Here is a 25,476-nt window from a genome sequence, read left to right as displayed (position 1 = left end):
GTCGGCCGACCCATGGACGGCGCCACGACAGGCGGGCCCGACCGCAGGATCGGATGGCTGGGCAGCCCGCCCGGCGCCACCTGGCCCGGGCCCGACGACGGGCCGGCCGAGGGAGCAAACCCGTTCGTCGCATTCCGGACCCTGCTCTGGTCCCACCACGCCGCCCTGGCCGCCGGCTGGTCCGACGACCGGTTCGTGGACCTGGTCCGTCGACTGGACGACGCCGTTGCCGACGTGGACGGTCATGGGTTCGCCACCACCCCGTACCGCCACCTGACAGCCCTGGGCGATGCCATCGGCCAGACGGGCGGGATATGGGCCAAGGACGAGACCGGCAACGTGTCGGGAAGCCACAAGGCCCGGCACCTCTTCGGCCTGGCCCTCCACCTGGCGGTGGACGAGGTCCCGTCGACCACCCCGCTTGCCATCGCCTCGTGTGGAAACGCCGCCATGGGAGCGGCCGTCATCGCCGGGGCAGTCGGACGCCCACTGGTCGTCCACGTCCCGACCTGGGCCGACGACGCCGTGCTGGACCGTCTGGCCGACCTCGGGGCCGACGTCCGGGTCTGTCGACGACGCGACGGCGAGGCCGGTGACCCCTGCATCCTCCGGTTCAGGGAGATGGTGGCCGACGGTGCCGTCCCATTCGGCTGTCAGGGCACCGACAACCTGCTCACCCTCGACGGTGGTCGGACCCTGGGCTTCGAGTTGGCCGCCGAGTGGGCCTCCCACGACCGCTCGCCCACCAGCCTCCTGGTTCAGGTGGGAGGCGGGGCACTGGCCAGCAGCACCGTGCAGGCCCTGACCGACGCCGTAGACCTCGGCGGTCCCACGGCACGACCGGGACTCGTCGCCGTCCAGGCCGAGGGGTGCGCTCCCCTGACCCGGGCGTTCGACCGGGTGGCCGGCGCCGATGACCGCGAGGCTGCACTGGCCGACCCGGATGGAACGGAAGATGACGGCAGCGCCATGTGGCCCTGGGAGGATCCCACCTCTGCGGCCACCGGGCTCCTGGACGACGTCACCTACGACTGGCGGGTGCTGGTCCACGACATGCTCCTGGGGTCGGCCCCGGGCGGGCCGGTGGTGGCCACCGAGGCCGACGTGGTCGAGGCCCACCGGCTGGTGCGGGCCAATACGGACGTGGCCGCCGACCCGACCGGCACCGCCGGCCTGGCTGGCCTGCTGGCCGCCCGGCGGGACGGCTGCATCGACCCCGCCGAGGAGGTCGTGGTCCTCCTGACCGGCGTCGAACGGTCCTGACCCACCGACGGCGGACACGTCCGCCCATGATTCTCCGCTCTGTCGGACCGTGCGGAGAGGCAAGCCCCTCAGGTCAACGCTCTTCGCGCCGGTAGGCAATGCCCAGGGCCGCCGGAGCCGGCGACGGCCGGTTGCGGGCCCGGATCGAGATGGCCACCAGCACGCCCACGGTCAACAGGTAGGGCAGCATCGAAAGCAGGATGGGTGAGAAGTCCACCCCGAAGGTCTGGAGGCGGGTCTTGAGCGCCAGCGTCAAGCCGAACAGCAGCGCCCCCAGGGCCACCCGGCCGGGCCGCCATGCCCCGAAGATGACGAGGGCCACGGCGATCCAGCCCCTACCGGCTATGACGCCCTCGACCCACTGCGGTGTGATGGACAGCGTCAGGTAGGCACCCGACGCACCGGCCAGAGCTCCGCCCGTAGCGACGGCTCCCAGCCGCAGCCCGACCACCGAGTGGCCGGCCGCATCGGCGGTCGAAGCCGACTCTCCGGCAGCCCGCACCGCCAGGCCCAGACGGGTCCGACCCAGCACGAACCAGGCCGCCAGGCCGGCCAGCACGGCCATGTAGACCAGCGGCGACTGCTGGAACAGCACCGGGCCGGCCCACGGGATGTCCGTCAACGGCCCCCAGTCCACCGGCACCAGCTCGGCACCGGCAGGCCTGCCGACAAAACCCTTGCCGATGTAGGCGGCGAGGCCGATCCCCAGGATGGTCAGGGAGAGGCCGGAGACCACCTGCTCGGCCCCCAGCACGACTGTGAACAGGCCGTGGAGCAGGCCGGCGAGGGCCCCGGCGCCGATGGCGGCCACCAGGGCCACCCACGGATTCCCGGTCTGGAGCGCCACCACGAACCCGGTGACCGCTCCAATGGCCATCATCCCCTCGACGCCGAGGTTCAGGATGCCGGCCTTCTCGGTGATCATCTCGCCCAGGGCGGCCAGGTAGAGGAGGGCGCCGAACGACACCGTGGCCTCCAGCAGGCCGATGAGCGACGCCTCGTTCACGAGCCGTCCCCCGAGGCTGCCGCCCCTACCGTGTCACCGGCAACCATCTCGATCCGGTAGCGGCTGAGCACCCCGGCGGCTATGGCGCCGAAGAGGATAAGGGCCTGCAGGATGGTCGAGACCGAGGACGACACCCCCATGGTCTGGATGCTCTGGCCTCCTATCTGCACTGCACCGAAAAGCAGGGCCACGGCGGCGACGCCCGACGGTCGCATGAGGGCCAGGGCGGCCACGATGATCCCGGCGAAGCCGAACCCGTTGGAGAGGCCCTCGGTGATCCGGTCGGCGGTTCCCGCCAACTCCACGCCGCCGGCGAAGCCGGCGACGCCGCCGGACAGCACCAGGACGGTCAGGATCTTTCGCTTCAGGGAGATCCCGGCGTAGCGGGCCGTAGCCCCCGAGGAGCCTGCCACCCTGAGCTCGTACCCCCAGGCCGTACGGCTGGCGGCCAGGCCGAAGAGGGCGATGACGATTCCGGCAAGCACGACGCCCACGTGTGCCCGCTCGAAGAGCGTGGGCAGGCGGCCGTTGGCGGGAAGCATCGGAGCCAACGGAAAGTTGTGCGAACCGGGATCCTTCCAGCGACCGTGGATAAGCCACTGGACGAGGCGGATGGCCACCTCGTTGAGCATGAGCGTGGTGATGATCTCGTTGACGCCGATCCGGGCACGGGCGATCGCCGGACCGAGGGCCAGCAGGCCGCCACCGACCACAGCGGCGGCCAGCATGGCCGTCACCAGTACGGGTCCCGGCCATCCGGCGCCGATCCGGGCGACCCAGGCGGCACCGATCGCCCCGGCCATGATCTGGCCCTCGGCTCCGATGTTCCAGAGCCCCATGGACCCCGCCACGGCCACGGCCAGCCCCGCCAGCCCCAGGGGCACGGCCCGGTTGAGGGTCACCGACCAGGCCCGGGGATCGCCCAGCGAGGCATCGAACATGCGCCCGTAGACCCGCAGCGGGTCGTGGCCGGAGCCCATCAGCAGTAACACCCCCACCACCAGGGCCACGGCGAGGCCCACCGCGAAGGCCAACGGCTGGCCACCCCGGAGCACCTGGTCGCGACGGGCGAGTACCGGACGCCTCACGTGGCTGCCACGCCTGTCGAGGCGTTGCCGACCATGGCCTCGCCGATGTCATGTCGCCCGGCAGCCTCGGGATCGAACTCGGCGACCACCCGACCTCCGTGCATCACCAGCAGGCGATCGGCGAGCGTCAGCAGCTCGTCGAGGTCCTCGGAGATCAGCAGGATGGCGACGCCGACCCCGCGCTCGGCCACCAGCAGGTCCTGAATGGCCTTGACCCCCTGGACGTCCAGGCCGCGGGTCGGCTGGGCGGCCACCACCACCCGGGGCCGGTCGCTCAACTCCCGTCCTACCAGAAGGCGCTGCAGGTTGCCGCCCGACAGCCCGGCGATCGGCTGGTCCAGCGGTCCGGTACGCACGGCAAAGCGGTCCACGATGTCCCGGCAGTGGGCCGTGGCCGCCTCGGCATCCAGGAACGGGCCACGCCGGTGGCTGGAGTAGGTCCGGAGGATGGCGTTGTCGGTGACGCTCAACCGGGGAGCCAGTCCCACCCCCATGCGGTCCTCCGGGATGTAGCCCAACCCGGCTCCGAACCGCTGGCGCGGCGTGGCCGCCGTGAGGTCGATCCCGTCGATGTGCACGGAGCCACCGGTGGTCGGGCGCAGCCCGGCCACGGCCTGGGCCAACTCGCGTTGGCCGTTGCCCGCCACCCCTGCGATGCCGACGATCTCGCCAGCGCGGACCGTCAGGTCGACCCCGTGCAGGGCCGGCAGGCCCCGGTCGTCCAGGCACGCCAGGCCGACGACGGTGAGCATCGGCCCACCGGCGGCCACCGGCGTTGGGCGCTCGCTGATGGCCGGAGAGGAGCCCACCATTAGCCCCGCCAGTGCCGAGGAGTCGGTCTCCGCCACCGGCAGCGAGGCGGCTACCGTCTCGCCGCCCCGGAGCACCGTGGCCTCGTCGCAGAAGCCAGTCACCTCGTGCAGCTTGTGGCTGATGAAGATCACCGTGCGGTCATCCTCGGCCATGTGGCGGAGGATGCGGCCCAGCTCATCGGCCTCTCCCGGGGTGAGCACGGCCGTCGGCTCGTCCAGGATCAGGATGCGGGCGTCGCGCCAGAGCGCCTTGAGGATCTCGACGCGTTGGCGCTCCCCCATCGAGAGCTGCCACACCGGTCGGTCCGGTTCGGTGGCCAGCCCGAACCGTTCTGCCAGCTCGGCGACCGCCGACTCGACGGCCTGGCGACGGACGATCCGTTCGGCGGCGCCCAGCACCACGTTCTCGGCAACGGTGAACGACGGCACCAGGCGGAACTCCTGGTGCACCATCCCCACGCCGGCTGCCAGCGCATCGGCCGGCGAGCGGAAGTGGCGGGCCACGCCGTCGATCCGGACCTCGCCCTCGTCGGGCCTGTAGACGCCCGACAGCACGTTCATGAGCGTGGACTTGCCGGCCCCGTTCTCGCCGAGCACGGCGTGCACGGTGCCGGCCCAGACCGTCAGGTGCGCACCGGCGTTGGCCACCACTCCTGGAAAGCGCTTCCAGACCCCACGCAGTTCGACCGCCGGCGCCGCGGTCGCCGGAGCATCGCCGGGGGCGGGGCTCATCGGATCATCCGGTGTCCGGGGGCACGACAGGCTGCCGGACGTGACGGCGCCGGCGGGTCGTCCCCGCCGGCGCCGCGTACATCAGGAAGCTGGAATCAGCCGAGGGAGCCGATCACCCCTTCGACGAAGAAGTCCATGCCGAGCATGGTGCCGTCGTCCAGTACGTCACCGGCCGCCACCAGGACGCTGCCGTCCTGTGCGTTGATCGGACCCTGGAACGGGTGGAAGGAACCGTCGATGATCTGCTGCTTCCGCTCGGCGACCGCCGCCTTCACGGCTGCGTCCACGTCATCGGCGATGGGTGCCAGGTCGACGACGCCGTCGGCCATCGAACCCCAGTAGTAGCCACCTTCGTAGGTGCCGGCTGCGGTCTGCTCAATGAGGTCCGTGAAGCGGGGGCCCCAGTTCCAGACCGGAGCCGTCAGGTGTGCCGCCGGGGCATGTGCGCTCATGTCCGAGTTGTAGGCCACCCAGCGAGCACCCGCCGCCTCGGCCTTTTCGCCGGCTGCCGTGGAGTCCTGGTGCATGGCGATCACATCAGCACCCTTGTCCAGGATCGCCTGGGCGGAGTCGCCCTCGACCACCGGATCAAACCAGGTGCTGGTCCAGACCACCTCTACCTCAGCGTCCGGGTTGGTCTCCCTAACGCCGAGGGTGAAGGCATTGATTCCGCGGATGACCTCCGGGATGGGGAAGGCTGCCACGTAGCCGATGAGGTTCGACGACGTTGCCGAGCCAGCCACCATTCCGGACAGGTAGCGGGGCTCATACATGCGGCCGAAACTGTTGCCGAAGTTGGACCCGTTGGCCTTGTAGCCAGAGATGTGGTCGAACACGACGTCCGGGAACTCGGCGGCCAGTGCCTCCATGTCGTCCATGTAGCCGAACGACCCCCCGACGATCAGGTCGAAGTCTTGGTCGATGAAATCGCGGACGTAGTTTCCGAAGTCCGCTGTGCCCTCGGGTACGGACTCGACGTACGCCGTCTCAGCCCCGGTCGCCTCAGCAGCGGCTTTGCGACCCTGATCCTGGGCCCAGGTCCAGCCGGCGTCCCCCGGCGGCCCGAGATAGATGAAGGCTGCCTTGGTGGAACTGTCATCATCGGATCCACATGAGGCCCCGATGAGCGAAAGGCCCAGGACAACGGCCAGCAGGCCGACAAGACTGCGTCGCACTTGATTCTCCCTCCGGCCGAGCCGGTCCGGACCCCAGTGGCCCTCGACACCCCGGGACGGCACGCCGGGCATCCTTGCACACAAATCCGCAGGATGCTCCACTCCGATGGACCAGCTCTGAAACCGTCGGTCAGGCCACCGTCAACTGGAGAGAAACGCGAGTGGCGCCGTTGGCGATCGCTGCTCTGACCACGGCGTCCACGGTGTCCAGCACGGTTTCGGACGTCCCGCTGACCGCTGTCCCGAACGGCCCCACCTCGACGGTAAGGCCGGCCGATTCGGCCACGTCTATGGCCGCCCGGACGTGGGGTCCCGGCGCTCCCTCGACGAAGGGCTCGATGGTGAATTCGGCGGCGATCTGCACGGCTGCATCATGGCCCATGGGGCCCGCCTGTGCGTATGCCGCTCAGGCCTCCCAGAGGCGGCGGGAACGCTCGGCCAGGTCGCGGTGGGCGGCCGACAGGTCAGTGCCCGTCAGCCGGCCGTCGGCCACCACCCTCCGACCCTCCACGAAGAGGTACCGGACCCTGCGGTCCGGACCCAGCACGAGGGCGGTGAGCGCATCGGCGATGTCACCCAGGTCGTCTCCGGGCCAGACGGCCAGATCGGCCCGCATTCCGACCTGTATCGACCCCACGTCGTCCATGCCGAGGCAGCGGGCGCCCCCCCGGGTGCCCATCTCCACGACGTCGTCCGGCATCAGCGCGTCCGGGCGCATTTCACGGAGCCGGGCCGTGTAGAGGGCCTGCCGCAACTCCGGAAAGAGGCCACCCACCTCGTTGGAGGCAACGCCGTCCACCCCCAGGCCCACGGGGCACCCGGCGGCGCGCAGATCGGTGGCCCGACACATTCCCGCCGCGATGCGGGCATTGGACGAGGGGCAGTGGGCCACCCCCGTGCCGGCGGCCCCCAGTCGGGCCATCTCGCCATCGTCTATGTGGATTCCGTGGGCCAGCCACACGTCGTCGCCCACCCAGCCCCACTCGTCCAGCATCTCGACCGGTCGGCGACCGAACCGCTCCAGGCAGTGCTGCTGTTCCTCGACCGTCTCGCAGAGGTGGGTGTGGAGGCGCAGCCCGTGGCGTCGGGCCAGCTCGGCCGACTCCACCATCAGCTCGGGGGTGACCGAGAAGGGGCTGCACGGCGCCACCGTGACGTGGACCATCTCGCCGTCGTGGTGGCGGGCGATCACCGACTCGGTGGAGGCCAGGATGGCGTCGCGGTCCTCCACGACGTGGTCGGGTGGCAACCCGCCCCGGCTCTCCCCGAGGTCCATCGACCCGCGGGAGAGGTGCAGCCGTATCCCCACCTCACTTGCGGCATCCACTATGGCGTCGAACACCGTGTCGTCGCCACGGGGCACCAGGTAGTGGTGGTCCGAGGCCGTGGTACAGCCGGTGGCGGCCAGCTCTCCCAGCCCCACGAGGGCCGCAGCCCGCACGTCGGCGACCGAGAGCCGACCCCAGACCGGGTACAGCTCGACAAGCCACCCGAACAGGCCGCACCCGACGGCCCGACCCCGGGTCATCCACTGGTACAGGTGGTGGTGCGTGTTGACGAGGCCGGCGGTGATGATGTCGCCGTCGCAGTTGACCACCACGTCGTCCGGCTCGGGCGGGATCGTCCCGACGGCCACGATCCGGCCGTCGGCGACCGCTATGTCGCCCGGGTGGCGGGCTCCGCGCAGCACCAGGCGGGGGCTCATGCAGACCAGCCGGTTAGGAAAGGTCGGGGGCTCATGCAGACCAGCCTCGCAGCGTCGACAGGGTCACGGGGTCCAGTCGGCGAACGTGTCGACCATCAGGCTGACGTCGGGCCCCAGCGGGTACAGGATCGGGCAGGTGCAGCCGTCGGCCATGTACTGGGCCACCTTCTCACGCACCTCGTCGGCGGTGCCCGCCGCGCAGATCATCTGCACGATGTCGTCGGGTACCAGCTTGGAGGCAGCCTCGACCTGTTCGTGGGTGGCCGGCCAGGTCAGCACCCGGCCGATCTCGTCGAGCAGCGACTCGGGCACGCCGGAGGCCTTCATGATGTGGGGCTGCTGGCCCAGGTACTGCGTGACCATGAGCCTGGCTCCGTCCAGGGCCTCGGCGCGGGTCTCGGCCACCGAGCACACCACCAGCTGCGGGCGGTCCAGGTCGTCCAGGGACCGACCGGCCCGGGCTGCGCCGTCGGCCAGGCGGTCCATGGCCCGCCGGTTGTACTCGGGCGACACCAGGTAGTTCAGCACGACGCCGTCTGCGATCTCGCCGGTCAGCTCCAGCATCCTGTCGCCGGTGGCCCCGATGTAGATCGGGACCTCCTTGGGTCGGCGCTCCTGGTACACGTAGTCCAGCTCCACGCCGTCGAGGTGCACGAACTCGCCGTCGTAGGTCACCGTCTCGTCGGCCAGCAGGGCCCGACACACCTCGACGGTCTCCCGCATGGCCGTGAGGGGCTTCCGGCGGGACACCCCGACCTTGGAGGCCAGCGGCTCCCACCAGGCGCCTATGCCAAGGATGACCCTTCCCGGTGCCAGGTCGTCCAGCGTCGAGAAGGTCGACGCCAGGCGGGCCGGGTTGCGGGTCCAGCAGTCCACGACACCGGATCCGATCCTGATGGTCTCGGTGCACGCGGCGAAGGCGGCCATGGGCACGACGGCGTCGCGCACCAGGCGCGAGTCGGCCTGCCAGACGGCCTCGAAGCCGCGCTCCTCGGCGTAGCGCGCGTACTGGATCGCCTCGGGGATCGGATGGGCGTCCTGCAGGTAGAGGGCAAGGCGTGTCATTGGTTCCTCATCTTCCGGTCATCTCTCAGATCTCCGAGATGCGACGGTGCAGGCGCACCGCCTCCTCGGCGGCCCGGGCGCGGACCTCGGCGGGGTCGACCCGCGTGGGGCGCCCGTCGGCCAGCACGACCTTGCCGTCCACCTCGATGGTGCTCGGCCCCACCCCGGTCGTGAAGGCCAGGCGCCACGGGTCCATGTCCGCGTACGACCAGGTCACGCGGTCGGAGCGAGCCTCCGGGAACAGGTCCCAGCCGGTGGCCAGCCATCCCCATGCCGCCTCCGGCGAGGCCGTCACGTCATCCTCCCTGTGCCGCGCGTAGGCGACCCGGAACTCGTCCAGCATGTCGGCGCCGATGCCGTCCGACCCGAGGGCCACCGGGCTGGCGAACCGGGCGGGGCGGGCGTAGCCGACGGCGTTGTTCATGTTGGACCGCGGGTTGTGGACCATCGTCCCGGCCAGGCCGTGGTCGTCGGGAAGGTGGACCCCGTGGATGAGCAACCAGTCGTCGGCGGCCAGGTGCCGGAGCCGGGCGGCCGCAGCCTCGTCAGCACGCCCCTCGGCCACGTGCACGTGGACGCCCACGCCCATCTCCCCGGCCAGGCCTGCGGCAGCCTCGAGGGTCCCGTCGGTACAGGTGAAGGCCGCGTGCACGCCGACCATGCCCCGACCCCCGTCGCGCAGGAACCGCTCGTTCTCGGCCAGGCCGCGGCGCGCCCCCGCGGCACCGTGCCGGTCGGTGACCCCGTAGGCACAGCTCACCCTGACGCCCACCTCGGCGCAGGCCTCGGCTATGACCGTGAGCGAGCCGTCGATGGCCTCGGGCGACTCATGGTGGTCGATGACCGCCGTACAGCCGCGCTCCAGGGCCTCCAGCGCACCGAGCATCGCCGACCAGCGGATCGACTCGAGGTCGAGTGCCCTATCGAGGCGCCACCACACCAACTCCAGGATCTCCGCGAAGCCGGTGGGGGTGCGGGGCGGGGCCGGCATGCCCCTGGCCAGCGCCGAGTAGAGGTGGTGGTGCGCGCAGACCAGGCCCGGAGTCTGGTCGGGGGCCAGTACCGGTTCGCCGTCGGGCGCCGTCGGGCTCAACGACCGTCCCAGTCAGCCCAGTGCTCCTGCTGGCCGGGAGCGGCCATCGGCAGACTGTGGCGCCACCCACCATCGTGGGCATGCAGGGCGGCGGCCACAGCACCGGCCGTCGGCACGAGGCCGATCTCGCCGACGCCCTTGATGCCATAGGGCGCGCCGGGCTGCGGCGACTCCACCAGGCGCACGTCGACCTCGGGCATGTCCTTGGGGCGGATGATGCCCAGGCTGCGAAGGGTGTCGTTGCGGGGTCGGGCGTCGGCGTCGGCCGGGAATCCCTCGGTGAGGGCGTAGCCGAGCCCCATGTGGACCGCCCCCTCCACCTGGCCCTCGCAGAGCATCGGGTTGACGGCCCGACCCACGTCGTGGGCGGCCACAACCCTGTCCACATCGCCGGTCTCCGGATCCAGCACCACCATCTGGGCCGCATAGCCGAAGGTCGAGTGGATGATCGGGTTCTCGAGCCCCTCGTTCATCGAGTTGGTCCAGTCCACCCGGTACTCGCCCTCGTAGTCGACGCCGGTCCGGCACCCGTCGGCGATGGCGTTTCGACAGGCGTCTGCCACCGAACCGGCACCCATGAGCGTCCCCCGGCTGCCGGTGGTCTGGCCGGCACCCAATTCCCTGGTGGTGTCGACTATGACGTCGACCAGGTCGGGATCCACACCTAGTTCTTCGACGGCCACCTGCACGACCACCGTGTGGATGCCCTGGCCCATCTCGGTCCAGCAGTGCCGGACCTGGATCCGCCCGTCGTCTCCGAAGCGCACCACGGCCCTGGCGACCTCCTTGAAGCCGTTGCCGAGGCCGGAGTTCTTGAGGCCCAGGCCCAGGCCGACCGGCAGGCCGACGGCCACCGCGTCGTCATATGCCTGCTTCACGTCGTCGAGGCAGGCCCGGGCACCCAGGCACCCGTCGTCCATGACCTGGCCGGGACCCCACACCGCCCCGGGCGATATGACGTTGCGGCTCCGGATCTCCCACCCGGAGATCCCCACCTTCTCGGCGAGGCGGTCCATCACGCCCTCCATGGCGAACTGGGCCTGGTTGGCCCCGAAGCCTCGGAAGGCCCCGCCCACCGGGCTGTTGGTCCTCACCGCGGTGGCTTCCACGTCGATGGTGGGAAGCATGTAGGGGCCGCTGGCGTGTCCGGCAGCCCGCTCCAGGACCTTCATCCCCACCGAGGCGTACGGCCCCGAATCGCCGATCATCCGCGCCCACAGGCCGGTCAGCATCCCATCGGCGTCGCAACCAGCCCGGTAGGCCATCCGGATCGGATGGCGCTTGGGGTGCATGAGGAGGGACTCCTCCCGTGACAGCGTGCACTTCACCGGCTGGTCCAGCAGCCAGGCGGCCAGCGCCGTGTGGGCCTGGTTGGACATGTCCTCCTTGCCGCCGAAGGCCCCGCCGTTCGATACCAGCTCCACGGTCACCCGGTTGGTGTCTATGCCGAGCACCGAGGCGATCTGGTTGCGGTCGTCCCACACACCCTGTCCCCCGGAGTAGACGTACAGCCCGCCGTCGGCCGTCGGCGCGGCCAGGGTGGACTCGGGCTCCACGAAGGCGTGCTCGATGCGCTGGGTCTGGAAGACCTCGTCGACCACATGGGCCGAACTGGCCAGCGCGGCCTCCACGTCGCCACGGGCGTAGGTCGACACCGACAGCACGTTGCCGTCAAGCTCCCAGACCGCGTCCTCGTCGGCGTCCACGGCCACGACAGGGTCGCTGTAGACGGTCAGCGGCACCAGCTCGACGTCGACCAGCGTCGCGGCCCGGCGGGCCGTCTCCCGGTCGTCGGCCACCACCACGGCCAGCACGTCGCCCAGGTAGGAGGTGCGGCCACCCTCGGGGATCATCACCGGCCAGTCGGTGTGGATGATCCCGACCCGGTGCTCACCGGGGATGTCGGCCGCGGTCAGCACACGGTGGACGCCGTCGACGGCCTCGGCGGCCGTGGCGTCGATTCGGACCACGTCGGCCCGGGCGTGGTCGGCCAGGCGGAGGGCGGCGTGCAGCAAGCCGTCGGGCGACATGTCGTCGATGAACGGGCGGTCGCCGAGGCTCAGCTCGGCGGCCTCGACCTTCACCCCGCTGGTCCCGATGCCACCCAGGGGCAGGGGCACCGGTATCTCGCCCGAGGCCAGCGACCCCACGGCATCCAGGATCTTCACGTAGCCGGTACACCGGCAGAGGTGGGCGCCCAGGTGCCGGGCCGCATCGTCGCGGGTCAAGGCCTCGCCCTTCCTGTCCACCAGCGCCTTGGCGCGCAGGAGGATGCCCGGCGTGCAGAATCCGCACTGCAGGGCGCCATGGGCCGCGAACGCCGTGGCGTAGCGTTCCCGCTCCCCGTCCGGCAGGCCCTCCAGGGTCGTGATCGACGCCCCCTCGGTCCTCTCCATCGACGTCTGGCACGAGATCCGGGCCTTCCCGTCGACCAGCACGGTGCAGCACCCGCACTGCCCTGACGGCGCACAGCCGTCCTTTGGCGAGGTGACGCCCAACTCGTCGCGCAGGGCGGCCAGCAGGTGGGCGTGGTCACCCGACGCCTCGACCTGCACCCCGTTCAACTCGAAGCTGGTCATGGCCGCTCCTCCCCTGACTCCACGCTGGCATCCAGGGCCGATCGGACCTCGGCGGGAACCTCCGGCCCCCGCTGGGCGGTGATACGACCGTAGACCTCGGGCCGGCGGTACCGGTCGAAGTCGAACAGCGTCTCCTTGTAGTTCGCGCACAGGTCCAGGTCGGCCTCGGCCACCACCAGCTCGTCGCCGTCGGTGGAGCACTGCGCCATGACCTCGCCCGACGGGGCGACGATGGCGCTCTCGCCCAGCAGGGCACAGCCCTCCTCCTCACCGGACTTGGCCACGCCGACCACCCACATGCCGTTCTGGTAGGCGCCGGACTGGAGTACCAGCCGGTTGTGGAACCCCTGCAGGCGATCCTGGTCGGGATCAGGCGCGTAGTGGATCGGCGTGTTGTATCCGATGAGAGCCAGCTCGCAGCCCTGGAGGCCTAGCACCCGGTAGGTCTCGGGCCAGCGGCGGTCGTTGCAGATGGCCATGCCGACTACCCCACCGAACGCCCCGTGCACGGCGAAGCCGTCGCCCGGCTCGAAGTAGTAGCGCTCGAGGTGCTGGAAGGCCCGCCACGGCTCGTGTTCGGAGTGGCCGGGCAGGTGCACCTTGCGGTACTTCCCGACGATCGAACCGTCCCGCTCGACAAGGATCGCTGTGTTGTAGCGGTGGCCGTCCGGGGTCAGCTCGGCATAGCCGAGGTGGAACCCCACGCCGAGGCGTCGGGCCTCGTCGAAGAGGGGGCGGGTCTCCGGGCCGGGCATCTCGGTCTCGTAGAAGCGGTCGGCCTCGGCCAGGTCGTCCACCCACCACCGCGGGAAGAAGGTGGTGAGCGTCAACTCCGGGAAGACCACGAGGTGGCAACCGGCAGCGCTTCCGGAGCGGAGCAGGGCGATGAGCCGCTCGACGACCTGCGTACGCGTGTCGGCCTGCTGGATGGGTCCCATCTGCGCTGCGCCTACCGTCAGGACCCGGCTCATGCGGAGGCTCCGGCATCTCGGGTCGCAGCGTCGTGGCCCACATCCGGCCCCCCTGACCCGGGCTCGGCCAGGTCCTTTGAGTCCAGGGTCAGCATGGTCCGCAGCAGCACGTCGCCGCCGGCCACCAGGTCCTCGGGCTCGGTGAACTCGGCCGGGTTGTGGCTGATGCCGTCCCGGCTGGGCACGAAGACCATGCCGGTCGGACAGAGGCGGGCCATCATCTGGGCGTCGTGTCCGGCACCAGACGGGAGCCGCCTCACCGAGTGGCCCAGGTCGGCGGCCACGGCGGCCACGGTGTCGACCACCCGGTCGTCGAACACGACCGGTTGGAACCGGGCCAGCGTGCGCTCGGCGACGTTCACCCCCTCGGCGGTGGCGGCGGCGGCCACGAACCCGGCCAGGTCGGCCTCGGCCTCGCAGAGGAGCGCCTCGTCTGTGTTGCGCAGATCCACGGTCAGCGTGGCGGTGGCTGCGACCACGTTGACGAGGTTGGGATGGAGCTCCAGGCGACCGACGGTGGCCACCTGGCGGCCACCCATCCGGACCGCCAGTTGGCGAACGTGGGTGGCGATGGCAGCAGCCACGTATCCGGGGTCGTGCCTGAGATCCATAGGCGTGGTGCCGGCGTGGTTGGACTGGCCGGTGATGGCCAGCTCGGTCCACGAGATTCCCTGGACCCCGGTGACGGCTCCGATGGTGACGCCCTCGGCCTCCAGCACCGGTCCCTGCTCCACGTGGAGTTCCACGAAGGCCCGGGGAGCGACGCCGGGGCACGGCGAGGTCCCCCGGTAGCCGATGCGGTCCAGCTCCTCGCCGACCACCGCGCCGTCGATGCCCACGATGTCCAGAGCCTCCTCGAGGCCCATGCCGCCCACGTAGACGAGGCTGCCCAGCATGTCCGGCGGGAAGCGGGAGCCCTCCTCGTCGGTGAAGAAGGCCACGGCGAACGGGTGCTCGGTCCTGATCCCGTGCTGCTCGAGGGTCTCGATCACCTCGAGGCCGGCCAGGACCCCCAGGTTGCCGTCGAAGCGGCCCCCCGTCCGGACCGTGTCGATGTGGCTCCCGGTCATTACAGGGGGGCCGTCGGTACGGCCGGCCCGCACCCCCACCACGTTGCCGATGCCGTCCATGCTGATGTCCAGGCCCAGGTCCGTCATCCATGCCACGACGAGGTCGCGGCCACCCTTGTCCTCGTCGGTCAGGGCTAGGCGGCAGGAACCACCACCGTCGATCGGACCGATGGTGGCCAGGTCGTCGATCCTCCCCAGCAGCCGGTCTCCGTCGATGTGGAGGCCGCTCATCGGTCCATCCCCGGGGCGTCGCCGCCCAGGGCTATGTCGACCGGGCGCACCGGCACCCGGGCCAGCTCCAGGCCCGTGGCGTCGCGCAGGGCGGCGACGACCGCTGCGGTCGACGAGATGCACGGCGGCTCGCCGATCCCCTTGGCGCCGAAGGGCGCCCCGGGCTCCGGCTGCTCTATCAGAAGCGCTATCTCGACCGGTGGCATGTCCAGGGCTGTGGGCACCAGGTAGTCGGTGAACGAGGCGTTGCGGATTCGACCGTCAGAAACCAGGACCTCCTCCATGACGGCCAGCCCGACGCCCTGGGCGGCACCGCCCTCCAACTGTCCGACCGCCTGGAGCGGGTTGAGCACCCTCCCCACGTCCTGGGAGGTGGTGAGCTCGACTACCCGCACGAGCCCGAGGTCCGGGTCTACGTCGACGATGGCTCGGTGGGCCGAGACGGCGAACGAGACGTGGGCATCGCCCTGCCCGTCGGCGTCCAACGGCGAGGTCGGGGCGTGCCGGTGGACCACGTCGGCCGACAGAGGCTGGACGCTGGCCTCGGCCAGGTCCACGCTCAGGCTCCCCGAGAGCGAGGCCACCCGGCCGTCGACCAGGACCAGGTCGTCGACTGGCACGTCGTGGGAATCCGCCACCCGGGCCAGGAGGGCGGCTCGTACCTCCTCGCAGGCCTTCTGTACGGCGCCACCCGACATCCAGGTCTGGCGACTGGCCGAGGTCGAGCCGGCCGACCCGATGGTCGTCGTCTCCGCCGGGGCCAGGAGCACATCGTCCACGCCCAGCACCTCACGGGCGATCTGGACGGCCAGGGTCACGAAGCCCTGGCCGACCTCGGCACACGCACTGGTGATGGTCACCACCCCGTCGCGCAGCTCGCACCGGGCGGCCGACGAGTCGTCGAAGCCCTCCGAGAACATGAGGTTCTTGAACCCCACGGCCAGCGCCTCGCCGCGCACCACGTGGCCGGCGTCGGCGGTCCGGCCGGCACCGCCCGGCCGGGTCATGGGCTCGTCGGACCACACGGCGGCCGACGGATGCTCTGCGCAGGTCCGGATTACCTCCGCCACCGGGAGCGTGCCGGTGAGCACCTGTCCGGTGATCAGGCGGTCGCCGGGGGCCAGGGCGTTTTTGAGCCGTAGGTCGATCGGGTCCATTCCCAGGGCGGCCGCCAGGCGGTCCATCTGGGCCTCGTGGGCCATGCAGGTCTGGACCGCCCCGAATCCCCGCATCGCCCCACAGGGCGGGTTGTTGGTGCGCACCACCACCCCGTCGATGTCGGCCGACGGGACCCGGTAGGGCCCGGCGGCGAAGCAGGTGGCGTTTGCGATCACCGCGCCGCTGGACGAGGCGTAGGCCCCGCCGTCGAGGAGCAGCCGGGCCTCGACCCGGACCAGCGTGCCGTCGGGCTCGGCGTGGTGCCGGTACCACATGCGGGCCGGATGCCGGTGCACGTGCCCGTGGAAGCTCTCCTGGCGTGAATAGACCATCTTCACCGGCCGACCGGTGTACAGGGCGAGCATGCAGAGGTGGACGTGAAGGCTGAGGTCCTCCCGGGCGCCGAACGCCCCGCCCACGCCGGCCAGGGTCACCCTGACCCTGTCGGGGTCCAGCCCGAGGCAGTCGGCCACCTGGTCGCGGTCCGCGTGGAGCCACTGGGTGGCGACGAACAGGTCCACCCCGCCGTCATCGGCCGGAACTGCCAGCCCCGACTCCGGGCCGAGGAAGGCCTGGTCCTGCATGCCCACCTCATAGGTGCCCTCCACGGTGACCAGGCCGTCGCGCCGGGCGGCCGACGGGTCGCCGTGGCGCAGGTGGATCCGACGGATGAGGTTGCCGTCCGGATGAATGGGTGTTGCCGCCTCGGCCGACGACGGGTCGACGAGCGACTCGGTGACCTCGTATTCCACGACGATGGCGTCCAACGCCCGACGGACTGTCTCGGGATGGTCGGCAGCCACTATGGCCACCGGTTCACCCTCGTACCGCACCTCGTCGCCGGCCAGCACCGGCTGGTCGCGGTGCTCGAGGCCGAAGGTGGCCATTCCGGGCACGTCGGCGTGCGTCAGCACGGCGTGGACCCCGGTGGTGGCCACCGCCCGAGCGACGTCGATCGACGAGATCCGGGCCGATGGATGGGGAGACCGCAGGGTGCCACCCCAGAGCATCCGGTCGTGCCAGAGGTCGCTGGAGAACGCGAAGTCACCAGTCACCTTGGGGACCCCGTCAGGACGGGGGGCGCTCTCGCCGATGCCGGGAGCCCGGGTCCGCTCGCCGACCGTCGTGGTCGTCACCGCGCTCATGGGTGGGCCTCCCGTCGGATGGCCGCGGCCCGGTCCACGGCGTCCAGGATCCGGCCGTAGCCGGTGCACCGACAGAGGTTGCCGCTGATGGCCTCGCGCACGGTGAGCTCGTCGGGATCCGGGTCGCCGGCCAACAGGGCGTCCACGGCCATGAGGAGCCCCGGGGTGCAGAAGCCGCACTGGACGGCACCGGCATCGACGAACGCCCGTTGCACGTCGGCCAGTGGGCCTGCGTCGGCGTGGGTGGCCGACAGGCCCTCCACCGTGGTGACGGCACGGTCGGCGGCAGCCGCGGACAGCACCAGGCAACTGCAGACCAACTCACCGTCCAGGCGGACCGAACACGATCCGCACTCTCCCTCCTCGCAGGCGTTCTTGGACCCCGGCAGGCCGAGGCGTTCCCGGAGCACGAACAGCAGGCTTTCACCGGCCCAGCCGTCGACCACCTCGTGGAGATGGCCGTTGACGGTCAGGACGTAGGGATCGGTCCTCACGCGGCTTCCCCTTCGGCCGCCCCGAAGGCCCGGACCAGGGCCCGACGTGCCATGACGCCGATGGCATGCCGGCGGTAGGCGGCCGTGCCCCGGTGGTCGTCGATGGGTCGGGCGGCGTCGGCCACCAGGTCGCCGAACCTGTCCACGTCGACCGCCGCCAGCGGTCCGCCGCCCTCCCAGTCGATGCGGGCCGCTATGAGCACCTCGGCCTCGGTGGCCCGCAGCGGCACCGGCCCCACCGAACCCAGGCCCACCCGGATCGTTCGTCCGGACGGGTCGACCACGAGGGCCACCGACGCCACCGAGATGACCATGGCATTGCGGGGTCCGACCTTCAGGAACTCCTGGGGTCCGTCCAGCACCGGAACCCTCACAGCGGTGATCAGCTCGCCGGGGTCCAGGGCGTTGGCCTTGACGCCGACCACGAACTCGTCGAGCGGGAGGTGGCGCCCGCCGTCGGAGGACCGGAGCTCGACGACGGCGTCTAGGGCGACGAGAACGGGCAGCATGTCGCCGGCCGGCGACGCCGTGGCCACGTTGCCCCCGATGGTGCCGGTGGCTCGGATCTGCGGTGAACCGATCGTGCGCGCGGCCTGGGCCAGCGCCGGCACGAGGGCGGCGAACTCCGGATCGGCCATCTCCGCGTAGGTCATTCCGGCACCGATGCGCAGGACGTCCCCCTCGCGGGTCCAACCCCGCAACTCCTTTACGCGGTCGATGGCCACCACGTTGCCGATACTGCGGTCTCCCCGGTTGACCTCGACCATGAGGTCGGTACCGCCAGCCAGGACAAGCGCCTCCGGATCCGCGGCCAGAGCCGCGCAGGCGTCGTCGAGGGTGCGCGCGATCGTGACCGTCACCCTGTAATGCTGCCGTCTCGCGGCGCTCGCGTCAACATTTTGTCAACTTAGCGGACCTGACTAGGGTTCGGCCATGACCCGGCAGGTGCACCCACTGGTGGAGGCGATCCAGCCGATCGCCGACGCCCTCGGCGGCACGGTCCTGTCCATCGACGAGTTGACGGAGTCCGACCTTCCGCTGGTCTGGGAGGGCAAGGTGGTCGGTGGCCTCAGGCGACCCGACCTGCACCGTGCCCTGGACACCCTCCTGGCTGCTGCGGAGCACGAGATCGGGCTCCCGTGCGCTGAGATGGACCGTTCCCAGAAGCAGGACGCGGTGTCGCTGCTGAACGACTGGGGGGCCTTCACGCTCCGCAAGTCGGTGGAGGACGTCGCCGAGGCCCTCGGGGTGAGCAGGTTCACCGTCTACAACTACCTGGAGCGGGCCGAGGCCGACGGGTAGCCGGACCACCACCGGACCGGTTGTTGAGCCGCCCCGATCCGGACCGCCGCCGTATCCACCGGTACGGTCCAGCGCCATGGACTACACCTCCCGCCCCGCCGACGAGCTGGCCCGGGTCGACGCCGTCGGCCTGGCCGCCATGATCCGCGCCGGCAACCTGTCGGCGGTCGAGGCGGTTCAGGCCACGATCGACCGCATCGAGCGCCTCAACGGCAACCTGAACGCCGTCATCCACCGTCAGTTCGACCGTGCCCTGGAGCTGGCCGCCTCCGACGACCTACCCGACGGACCGTTCCGCGGCGTACCGATGCTCATCAAGGACCTCTGGGCCGAGGAGGCCGGCCAGCCCCAGCACGGCGGCATGCAGGCCCTGAAGGACGCCGGCTTCACCGCCGACGCCGACTCCAACCTGGTCACCCGCTACAAGCAGGCCGGCTTCATCAACGTGGGGCGCACCAACACGCCCGAATTGGGCCTGGTCGCCACCACCGAGCCTCGCTCCTACGGCCCCACCCGTAACCCCTGGAACCCCGGGCACGGACCCGGTGGATCCTCCGGCGGCGCGGCCGCCGCGGTGGCCTCCGGCATGGTCCCGGCGGCCAACGCCAGCGACGGGGGCGGCTCCATCCGCATCCCAGCAGCCATGTGCGGCCTGGTCGGCCTCAAGCCGTCCAGGGGACGGATCTCCCAGGGCCCGAAGGAGGAGTGGAGTTTCTCCTGCCAGCACGTCGTCACCCATACCATGCGCGACACCGCGGCCATCCTGGACGCCTGCGCCATCCCCTTCCCCGGCGACGGCGTGGTCGCCCCCGACCACGGGCGCCCGTACGCGGAACGGGTCGGCGCCGATCCGGGCAGCCTGCGCATCGGCCTAATGCCCGACAACCACCGGGTCCCGACCCATGCGGACTGCGAGGCCGCCACCCGCCGGACAGCCGACCTGCTGGCCGACATGGGCCACGAGGTGGTCGAATCGCGTCCCGAGGCCTTCGGGCAGATCGGCGAGCTGAAGGAGCTCGCCTGGGCCTTCATCCTGAACTGGAGCGTGGGCGCCGTCGTGAGCCTCGAGACCCTCGGCGCCAGGCTGGGCCGTACGGTCACCGCCGACGACGTGGAGCCCGGCACCTGGTTCCTGGCCGAACGGGGTCGCGGATTCACCGCACCGGACTACGCCAGGGCTCAGGCGGTTATGGGCACCTGGCGCAGGGCCCTGGCGACCTGGTGGGAGGACTTCGACCTGCTGCTCACCCCGACGACGGCCGCTCCACCTCCCCCTCTCGGCGAGCTCACCCCCACCGACGAAGACCCGGTCCGCGGTTCGAAGGGCTCCGTCCCCTACTCGGTGTACACCTCGCCGTTCAACACCTCGGGCCAGCCGGCCATCTCCCTGCCGCTCGGCTCCTCGGACGGCCTGCCGGTAGGCGTCCAGCTGGTCGCCGCCTACGGTCGCGAGGACCTGCTCATCGCGGTCGGGGCGCAACTCGAGGCCGAGGTTCGCTGGTCGGAACACAGGGCGCCGATCCACGCCTGAGCGGCCGGCCAGAGGGCGACCCCTCGAATCAGCCGAGGTAGGTCAGGCGTCCAGCACGGCCGTACCGGCCGACGAGAGGTCCACCACGGGTGGCTCGGTGGACCACGGGAAGTTGATCCACCTGTCGGTGTGGCGCCAGACGTACTCGCAGTCGACCATCGACTGCGGCTTCTGGTACAGCACCGCGGATCGCACCTCGGCCACCTGGGCCAGGGAGGTGTCGCGCACGAGGGCCAGGGTGTGTCCGGTGTCGGCCACGTCGTCGACGATGAGGATCCGCTTGTCGCCGAGGTCCACCCAGTCCACGTAGGGCGGCAGGATCACCGGTAGGTCCAGCCGCGCCTCCACGCCGGTGTAGTACTCCACGTTCATCACGTAGAGGTTCTTGACGGCTAGGGCGTAGCCCAGCGAGCCGGCCACGAAGAGCCCACCACGGGCGATGCACAGGATCATGTCGGGTCGGTAGTCGTCGTCGGCCACCATCCGGGCCAGGTCGCGGACCGCCGTCCCGTAGAGGGTCCAGTCCATCTCCTCCCGCTCGACCACCGCTGCTCCCATCCTGTGTCGTGGCGCCGTCCGGGTCCGGGCGTCGCCGTGGCCGGGAAACCTACCCCGTGGACCGGGCCCGGTCACCGGTCGGCCGGGACTCAGTCGTAGGTCGCGGCAATGCTCCACAGGCCGCCCTCCAGCACGACCAGGCGGGCCGTCCGGAGCTCAGTCGTAGGTCGCGGCAATGCTCCACAGGCCGCCCTCCAGCACGACCAGGCGGGCCGTCCCGTCGGCGGTCACCACCTGGAGGCGGACACGGCGCCGCCGGCGTCCCGGATCCCACCACCGCTCGTGCAGCGGCCACGGCCCAGCCCAGGCCACCACCCGGTCCCCGGCCGCTGTGGCCTCCGATCCGACCGGACCGGAGGCCGGCACCAACAGGTGCGGTGGTGCCGACAACACCCCCCGCCCGTCGACCGTCACCGGTCGACCGGCGACGTCGCACACCTCGACGGCGGCCGGCTCGGCGTGGATGGCGGCCGGCAGGGGGCCGGGTAGTGCCCCGGGCCACGGTGGTCCGTCGGCCGCTGCGGCCACCACCCGGGACGGATCGTCGGACCCGTCGCCCTCCCAGCCGTCGAACGGCACCAGGGCAAGGCACTCCCCCGGGTCCCGGCCGCCCCGCCACTCCGGCACCCGCACCGACCCGGGACCTAACAGGCCCTCCACCCTGCTGCAGGCCCGGGCCGCCCGCTCATCGGCCGCCGACGCTCCACCCCAGAACCCCACCTGGCGACCGGTGGCCGGCACCACCTCGTCAGGGATGAGGATCAGCCTGGTGATCCCCGAGGTGGGTCGGACGGTTGGCGGTCCGTGGAGCCACCCCTCCAACTGCCATCGCACCCGGTCGGCCACCGCCCCCGGGCCCAGCACACCCTCGTCCCGCCAGCGCCGGTCCAGCCGTTCCCCGTGCTCCGTCTCGACCTCGACCACCACCCGGGTGCAGGCCAGGCCACGACCCGACAGCCGACCATGGAGGGCCTCGGCCAGGGACCGGGCGGCGAACGCCGCCCGGTCGATCCGCTCCACCGGTGGGTCGAAGGCCACGGACACAGCCAGGTCCGGCGGTATCGGCCTCCTCTCCGGTGACCGCTCGTCGATTCCCGAGGCCAGGCGGTGGGCGTCGCGCCCCTCGGCCCCGAAGCGGGCCAGGACGTCGGTGGCGGGCAGGGCAGCGAACGCCCCCAGGGTGTCCAACCCCAGGCGGACCAGCACGTCCGCCAGCGCCGGGCGCCCCAGCACCGCGGGTGGCAGCGGGGCCAGGAAGGCCGGCGTCCCACCCGGGGGGACCACCACCGCCCCGCCCCCGTCGACCACCGAGGCGTCGGCCGTTCCGGCAGCCAGGCCGGCGGCGAACCCCCCGTCTGCCACCCCGATCCCGCAACCCGGATGGTCGGCAGCCGATCCCACCAGGTCGTCGAGCGCCACGGCCACCACCCGGGCGGTTCGGCGGACCAGGTTCGCCTCGCCGCCGGACAGGCGGACCGGACCCCGGACCCCGAAGGCGCACAACCCGGGACGCCACACCTCGAGCCACGGGGTGACATCTCCCAGGGCCGCTGCCACGGCCTCGAACCTGCGAGCCTCCCGGGCGTCGTCGCGCTCCAGCACCCGGACCTCGGGGCACCTGAACCGGGCCTCACGGCGCCGCTGTCCCCGGGCCACCCCGGCCTTCCGGGCAGCGACCGTGGTGGCCAACACCCGCCCGGCGGCCAGGACCACCACAGGCTCGGAGGGCTCGACCCCCAGGGCCGTCAACGGCCAGTCGGGACACCGGACCACCAGGGTCCGGACCCCGCCCGGAGCATCGGCCGCGCCGCTCACGCCCCGGTCGTGACCCCGGCCGTGACCCCGTCCGGACCGGGCAGCAGCAGCTCCGTACGGCGACCTGTGTATTCCATCCCCCGACCCGAGGCCGTCACCCCTGCCCGTCTGGAGCACAACCGTCCGTGCCCACCGTCAGGCCCGACCCACGCGGCCCCACCCACGACCAGGCGCAGGTCGAGGCGACCGGGCCACGGGCCATCGCCGAGGCGCAGCAGCACCGAACCCCGTTCCCGGCACCGGGCTGCCAGGCGGCGGACGTCGGCCGCCCCGACACGGTGCCGAGGCGCCACCATGACGAGGTCGAAAGCCCCGACAAGGGTGGCCACCACCGGTCCCCACGCCGTCGGATCCGGGACGTCCACCATCACCAGACGCTCCAGGGCCAGGCCCTGCCCGGCCGCCGCCGCCAGGCCCAGGTCGGGGTCCCCGACGACGGCCACCCACGATCCGGTGGTCGTGGCCCGGACCATCAGGGCGATGGCCAGGGAGCGAGCTCCCACCCCCGATACGCCGATCGTGGTGCCCCGGCGGAGTCCCCCCGGGAACAGCCCGCCGAGGGCCGGCAGCACCGGCAGGGTCCGGTCGACGGCCAGCATGGTGGGCCGGACCCGACGGGCGGCCGCCGGGGGCACCGGCCGCAGTCGGGTCGGTTCAGCGTCCGGCCCGATCCGCTCCCCGTCCCCCACGTCGTCGAAGGGGTCGGGCTCGGCGAACAGGGAGGAGGGAAACCGAAGGGGTGTGGCCACATCCCAGTATCGAACATATGTTCGATACTGGCAAGGGGGCCCGTGGCCTCACGACGGTGGCGGGCCGGCGTGCTGGCGGATCCAGGCGTGCATGGCAATGCCCGATGCCACCCCGGCGTTGATCGACCGGGTGGACCCGTACTGGGCAATCGAGCAGACCATCGTCGCCACCTCCCGCACCGCGTCGGAGAGGCCGGGACCCTCCTGTCCGAACACCAGCACGCACCGTTCGGGCAGCACCGTCGACTCCAGCGGCACCGAACCGGGCAGGTTGTCGATCCCGACCACGTCCAGGCCAGCAGTATCCGCCCAAGCCACCAGGTCGGCCACGTCCGGGTGGTGGGTCACGTGCTGGTAGCGGTCGGTGACCATGGCGCCCCGACGGTTCCACCGGCGGCGACCCACTATGTGCACCCCGGCGGCCATGAAGGCGTTGGCGTTGCGCACCACCGTGCCGATGTTGAGGTCGTGCTCCCAGTTCTCCACCGCCACGTGGAACGGGTGGCGACGGCTGTCCAGCTCAGCCACGATGGCCTCCCGAGACCAGTACCGGTAGCCGTCCACGACGTTGCGCCTGTCACCACCAGCCAACAGCTCCGGGTCCAGCCGCGGGTCGTCCGGCCAGGGTTCCGGGTGTGGCCCGACGCCGACCTCGTCAGCCACGTTCAGTCCAGGATCGCCTGGTTGACGAGCGTGCGCAGGTCCCAGCGCAGCGACACGTGGGTACCAGACGGCACCAGCTGGGTCATGAACACCGCGTGGATCCCCTCCACCGGGTCGACCCAGAAGGCGGTGCTGGCCATGCCACCCCACGACGCCTCTCCACGCGAGGCGAGGATCCTCCCGGCCGCCGGATCCTCCACGGTGGCGAACCCCAGCCCGAAGCCACAACCGGCGAAGAAGCCCGGCGTGTACAGCGGATCGCCGACCTGGTCCAGGTGGGCGCCTCCCGGCAGGTGGTTGGCCATCATGGAGCGCAGCGTCCGCGGCCCCAGGATGCGTGCTCCGTCCAGCATGCCGCCGCCCACCAGGGCGCTGCAGAACCGGTGGTAGTCGCCGGTCGTCGAAACCAGCCCGCCGCCGCCGCTGTGCCACGACGGCTCCCGGAAGGCGCTCGTCGGGCCGGAATCCACCAGGGCCGGTGCGGCACCCGGAGCGAAGCCGTAGCAGGAGGACAGGCGGTCCACCCGCTCGTCGGGCACCCGGAACGACGTGTCGTGCATGCCCAGGGGTTGCAGCACCCTCTCGGCGAGGCAGTCGGCGAACGGTCGGTCGTCCAGCACCTCGACGACGCGGCCCAACACGTCGGTGGCCATGGAGTACGACCACCGGGTCCCCGGCTGGTGGCGGAGCGGGAGGGCGGCCAGCCGGGTGATCGTGTCGGCCAGGGTTCCCCCACGCTCCAGCGTCGCCAGTCCGGCGCGCCGGTACATCTCATCCACCGGGTGCTGGTCCAGGATGGAGTAGCTGAGGCCCGAGGTGTGGCTGAGCAGGTCGGCAATGGCGATGGGGCGATCGGCTGGCACCACCTCCGGGACATCAGCGGTCCCGCCCACAAACACCCGCGGGTCGGCGAACTCGGGCAGGACGCCGGAGACCGGGTCGCGCAACCTGAGGCGCCCCTCCTCCACCAGCTGCATCACGGCCACCGAGGTAATCGGCTTGGTCATCGAGAAGATCCGCCACAGGGTGTCGTCGGCCACGGGAACCGAGTTCTCCCGGTCGGCCAGGCCGGACGTGGAACGGAGCACCACGCGGCCGTGGCGGGCAACCAGCACGTCGGTGCCCACCATGTGGCCGTCGTCCACGAAGGCCCGGGCGAAGTCGGCCACCCTCCCAAGGCGGGTGGCATCCAGGCCTACCTCGGAGGGATGGACGTCGACCGGCAGCACTCCCATGGCCACCGAGTCTGGTGCGGGATCGCCGATGGCGCC

At 71.5% G+C, this 25,476-nt stretch carries 21 protein-coding genes and 1 pseudogene; 3 read left to right on the top strand and 19 right to left on the bottom strand.

Features of this window, described 5'->3' with window-relative positions; genetic code table 11:
* The first annotated feature begins 12 nt into the window (after window positions 1-12).
* On the top strand, window positions 13-1,263 hold the full coding sequence (locus tag MK177_07145; protein ID MCH2427094.1) for a pyridoxal-phosphate dependent enzyme: 1,251 nt from the start codon (window positions 13-15) through the stop codon (window positions 1,261-1,263).
* Between the two features lie 73 nt (window positions 1,264-1,336).
* On the opposite strand, the gene MK177_07140 is transcribed toward MK177_07145, so the two are convergent.
* From MK177_07140 to MK177_07075, 14 genes are all read right to left on the bottom strand, one after another.
* On the bottom strand, window positions 1,337-2,269 hold the full coding sequence (locus MK177_07140) for an ABC transporter permease (GenBank protein MCH2427093.1): 933 nt from the start codon (window positions 2,267-2,269) through the stop codon (window positions 1,337-1,339).
* Window positions 2,266-3,357, bottom strand: a complete 1,092-nt coding sequence (locus tag MK177_07135) for an ABC transporter permease (GenBank protein ID MCH2427092.1) — start codon at window positions 3,355-3,357, stop codon at window positions 2,266-2,268. Before MK177_07135 ends, MK177_07140 begins: the two co-directional genes overlap by 4 nt.
* The gene (locus tag MK177_07130; GenBank protein ID MCH2427091.1) at window positions 3,354-4,901 is read right to left on the bottom strand and encodes an ABC transporter ATP-binding protein; all 1,548 of its coding nucleotides are present in this window, start codon (window positions 4,899-4,901) and stop codon (window positions 3,354-3,356) included. The genes MK177_07135 and MK177_07130 overlap by 4 nt, the downstream gene beginning before the upstream one ends.
* Before the next feature lie 95 nt (window positions 4,902-4,996).
* A complete protein-coding gene (locus tag MK177_07125; GenBank protein ID MCH2427090.1) occupies window positions 4,997-6,076 on the bottom strand; it encodes a BMP family ABC transporter substrate-binding protein in 1,080 nt (359 codons plus the stop codon).
* Between the two features lie 130 nt (window positions 6,077-6,206).
* The gene (locus tag MK177_07120) at window positions 6,207-6,458 is read right to left on the bottom strand and encodes a thiamine-binding protein (protein MCH2427089.1); all 252 of its coding nucleotides are present in this window, start codon (window positions 6,456-6,458) and stop codon (window positions 6,207-6,209) included.
* Between the two features lie 24 nt (window positions 6,459-6,482).
* A complete protein-coding gene (locus MK177_07115; GenBank protein MCH2427088.1) occupies window positions 6,483-7,781 on the bottom strand; it encodes an 8-oxoguanine deaminase in 1,299 nt (432 codons plus the stop codon).
* 63 nt (window positions 7,782-7,844) lie between these two features.
* Window positions 7,845-8,846, bottom strand: coding sequence for an LLM class flavin-dependent oxidoreductase (locus tag MK177_07110; protein ID MCH2427087.1), 1,002 nt, complete (start codon window positions 8,844-8,846; stop codon window positions 7,845-7,847).
* Between the two features lie 25 nt (window positions 8,847-8,871).
* Window positions 8,872-9,939 carry an amidohydrolase family protein gene (locus MK177_07105; protein ID MCH2427086.1) on the bottom strand — a complete coding sequence of 356 codons (1,068 nt, stop codon included), beginning with the start codon at window positions 9,937-9,939 and terminating at the stop codon, window positions 8,872-8,874.
* Entirely contained in the window at window positions 9,936-12,518 is a 2,583-nt protein-coding gene (locus tag MK177_07100; protein ID MCH2427085.1) for a molybdopterin-dependent oxidoreductase, read from the bottom strand. Before MK177_07100 ends, MK177_07105 begins: the two co-directional genes overlap by 4 nt.
* Window positions 12,515-13,489, bottom strand: a complete 975-nt coding sequence (locus tag MK177_07095) for an N-carbamoyl-D-amino-acid hydrolase (protein ID MCH2427084.1) — start codon at window positions 13,487-13,489, stop codon at window positions 12,515-12,517. The genes MK177_07100 and MK177_07095 overlap by 4 nt, the downstream gene beginning before the upstream one ends.
* Window positions 13,486-14,790, bottom strand: a complete 1,305-nt coding sequence (locus tag MK177_07090; protein ID MCH2427083.1) for a Zn-dependent hydrolase — start codon at window positions 14,788-14,790, stop codon at window positions 13,486-13,488. Before MK177_07090 ends, MK177_07095 begins: the two co-directional genes overlap by 4 nt.
* Complete coding sequence (gene pucD, locus MK177_07085) at window positions 14,787-17,093, bottom strand: xanthine dehydrogenase subunit D (protein MCH2427082.1); 2,307 nt, start codon at window positions 17,091-17,093, stop codon at window positions 14,787-14,789. The genes MK177_07090 and pucD overlap by 4 nt, the downstream gene beginning before the upstream one ends.
* The gene (locus MK177_07080; GenBank protein ID MCH2427081.1) at window positions 17,090-17,587 is read right to left on the bottom strand and encodes a (2Fe-2S)-binding protein; all 498 of its coding nucleotides are present in this window, start codon (window positions 17,585-17,587) and stop codon (window positions 17,090-17,092) included. Before MK177_07080 ends, pucD begins: the two co-directional genes overlap by 4 nt.
* Window positions 17,584-18,447 carry a xanthine dehydrogenase family protein subunit M gene (locus MK177_07075; protein MCH2427080.1) on the bottom strand — a complete coding sequence of 288 codons (864 nt, stop codon included), beginning with the start codon at window positions 18,445-18,447 and terminating at the stop codon, window positions 17,584-17,586. The genes MK177_07080 and MK177_07075 overlap by 4 nt, the downstream gene beginning before the upstream one ends.
* Window positions 18,448-18,520: 73 nt before the next feature.
* Here MK177_07075 and MK177_07070 point away from each other — a divergent pair, with 73 nt between their 5' ends.
* The gene (locus MK177_07070; GenBank protein ID MCH2427079.1) at window positions 18,521-18,889 is read left to right on the top strand and encodes a helix-turn-helix domain-containing protein; all 369 of its coding nucleotides are present in this window, start codon (window positions 18,521-18,523) and stop codon (window positions 18,887-18,889) included.
* A 76-nt stretch (window positions 18,890-18,965) separates the two neighbouring features.
* A complete protein-coding gene (locus MK177_07065; protein ID MCH2427078.1) occupies window positions 18,966-20,420 on the top strand; it encodes an amidase in 1,455 nt (484 codons plus the stop codon).
* Window positions 20,421-20,462: 42 nt separating this feature from the next.
* Here the strand turns inward: MK177_07065 and MK177_07060 are convergent, their stop codons facing one another.
* The 5 genes and pseudogenes from MK177_07060 to MK177_07040 all read right to left on the bottom strand — a co-directional run bounded on the left by MK177_07060 (window position 20,463) and on the right by MK177_07040 (window position 25,440).
* Window positions 20,463-20,978, bottom strand: a complete 516-nt coding sequence (locus MK177_07060) for a phosphoribosyltransferase (protein ID MCH2427077.1) — start codon at window positions 20,976-20,978, stop codon at window positions 20,463-20,465.
* A gap of 1,479 nt (window positions 20,979-22,457) precedes the next feature.
* Window positions 22,458-22,670, bottom strand: a pseudogene (locus tag MK177_07055) (hypothetical protein).
* 119 nt (window positions 22,671-22,789) lie between these two features.
* On the bottom strand, window positions 22,790-23,542 hold the full coding sequence (locus MK177_07050) for a hypothetical protein (protein MCH2427076.1): 753 nt from the start codon (window positions 23,540-23,542) through the stop codon (window positions 22,790-22,792).
* Window positions 23,543-23,590: 48 nt separating this feature from the next.
* On the bottom strand, window positions 23,591-24,205 hold the full coding sequence (locus MK177_07045) for an RNA methyltransferase (protein MCH2427075.1): 615 nt from the start codon (window positions 24,203-24,205) through the stop codon (window positions 23,591-23,593).
* A 2-nt stretch (window positions 24,206-24,207) separates the two neighbouring features.
* A complete protein-coding gene (locus MK177_07040; GenBank protein ID MCH2427074.1) occupies window positions 24,208-25,440 on the bottom strand; it encodes a beta-lactamase family protein in 1,233 nt (410 codons plus the stop codon).
* Window positions 25,441-25,476 lie beyond the last annotated feature (36 nt).

The sequence above is a fragment of the Acidimicrobiales bacterium genome (assembly GCA_022452145.1).
Taxonomy (GTDB): Bacteria; Actinomycetota; Acidimicrobiia; order Acidimicrobiales; family MedAcidi-G1; genus UBA9410.
The sequence above is the reverse complement of the archived record's forward strand: the minus strand, read 5'-3'. Positions and strand labels throughout refer to the sequence as shown.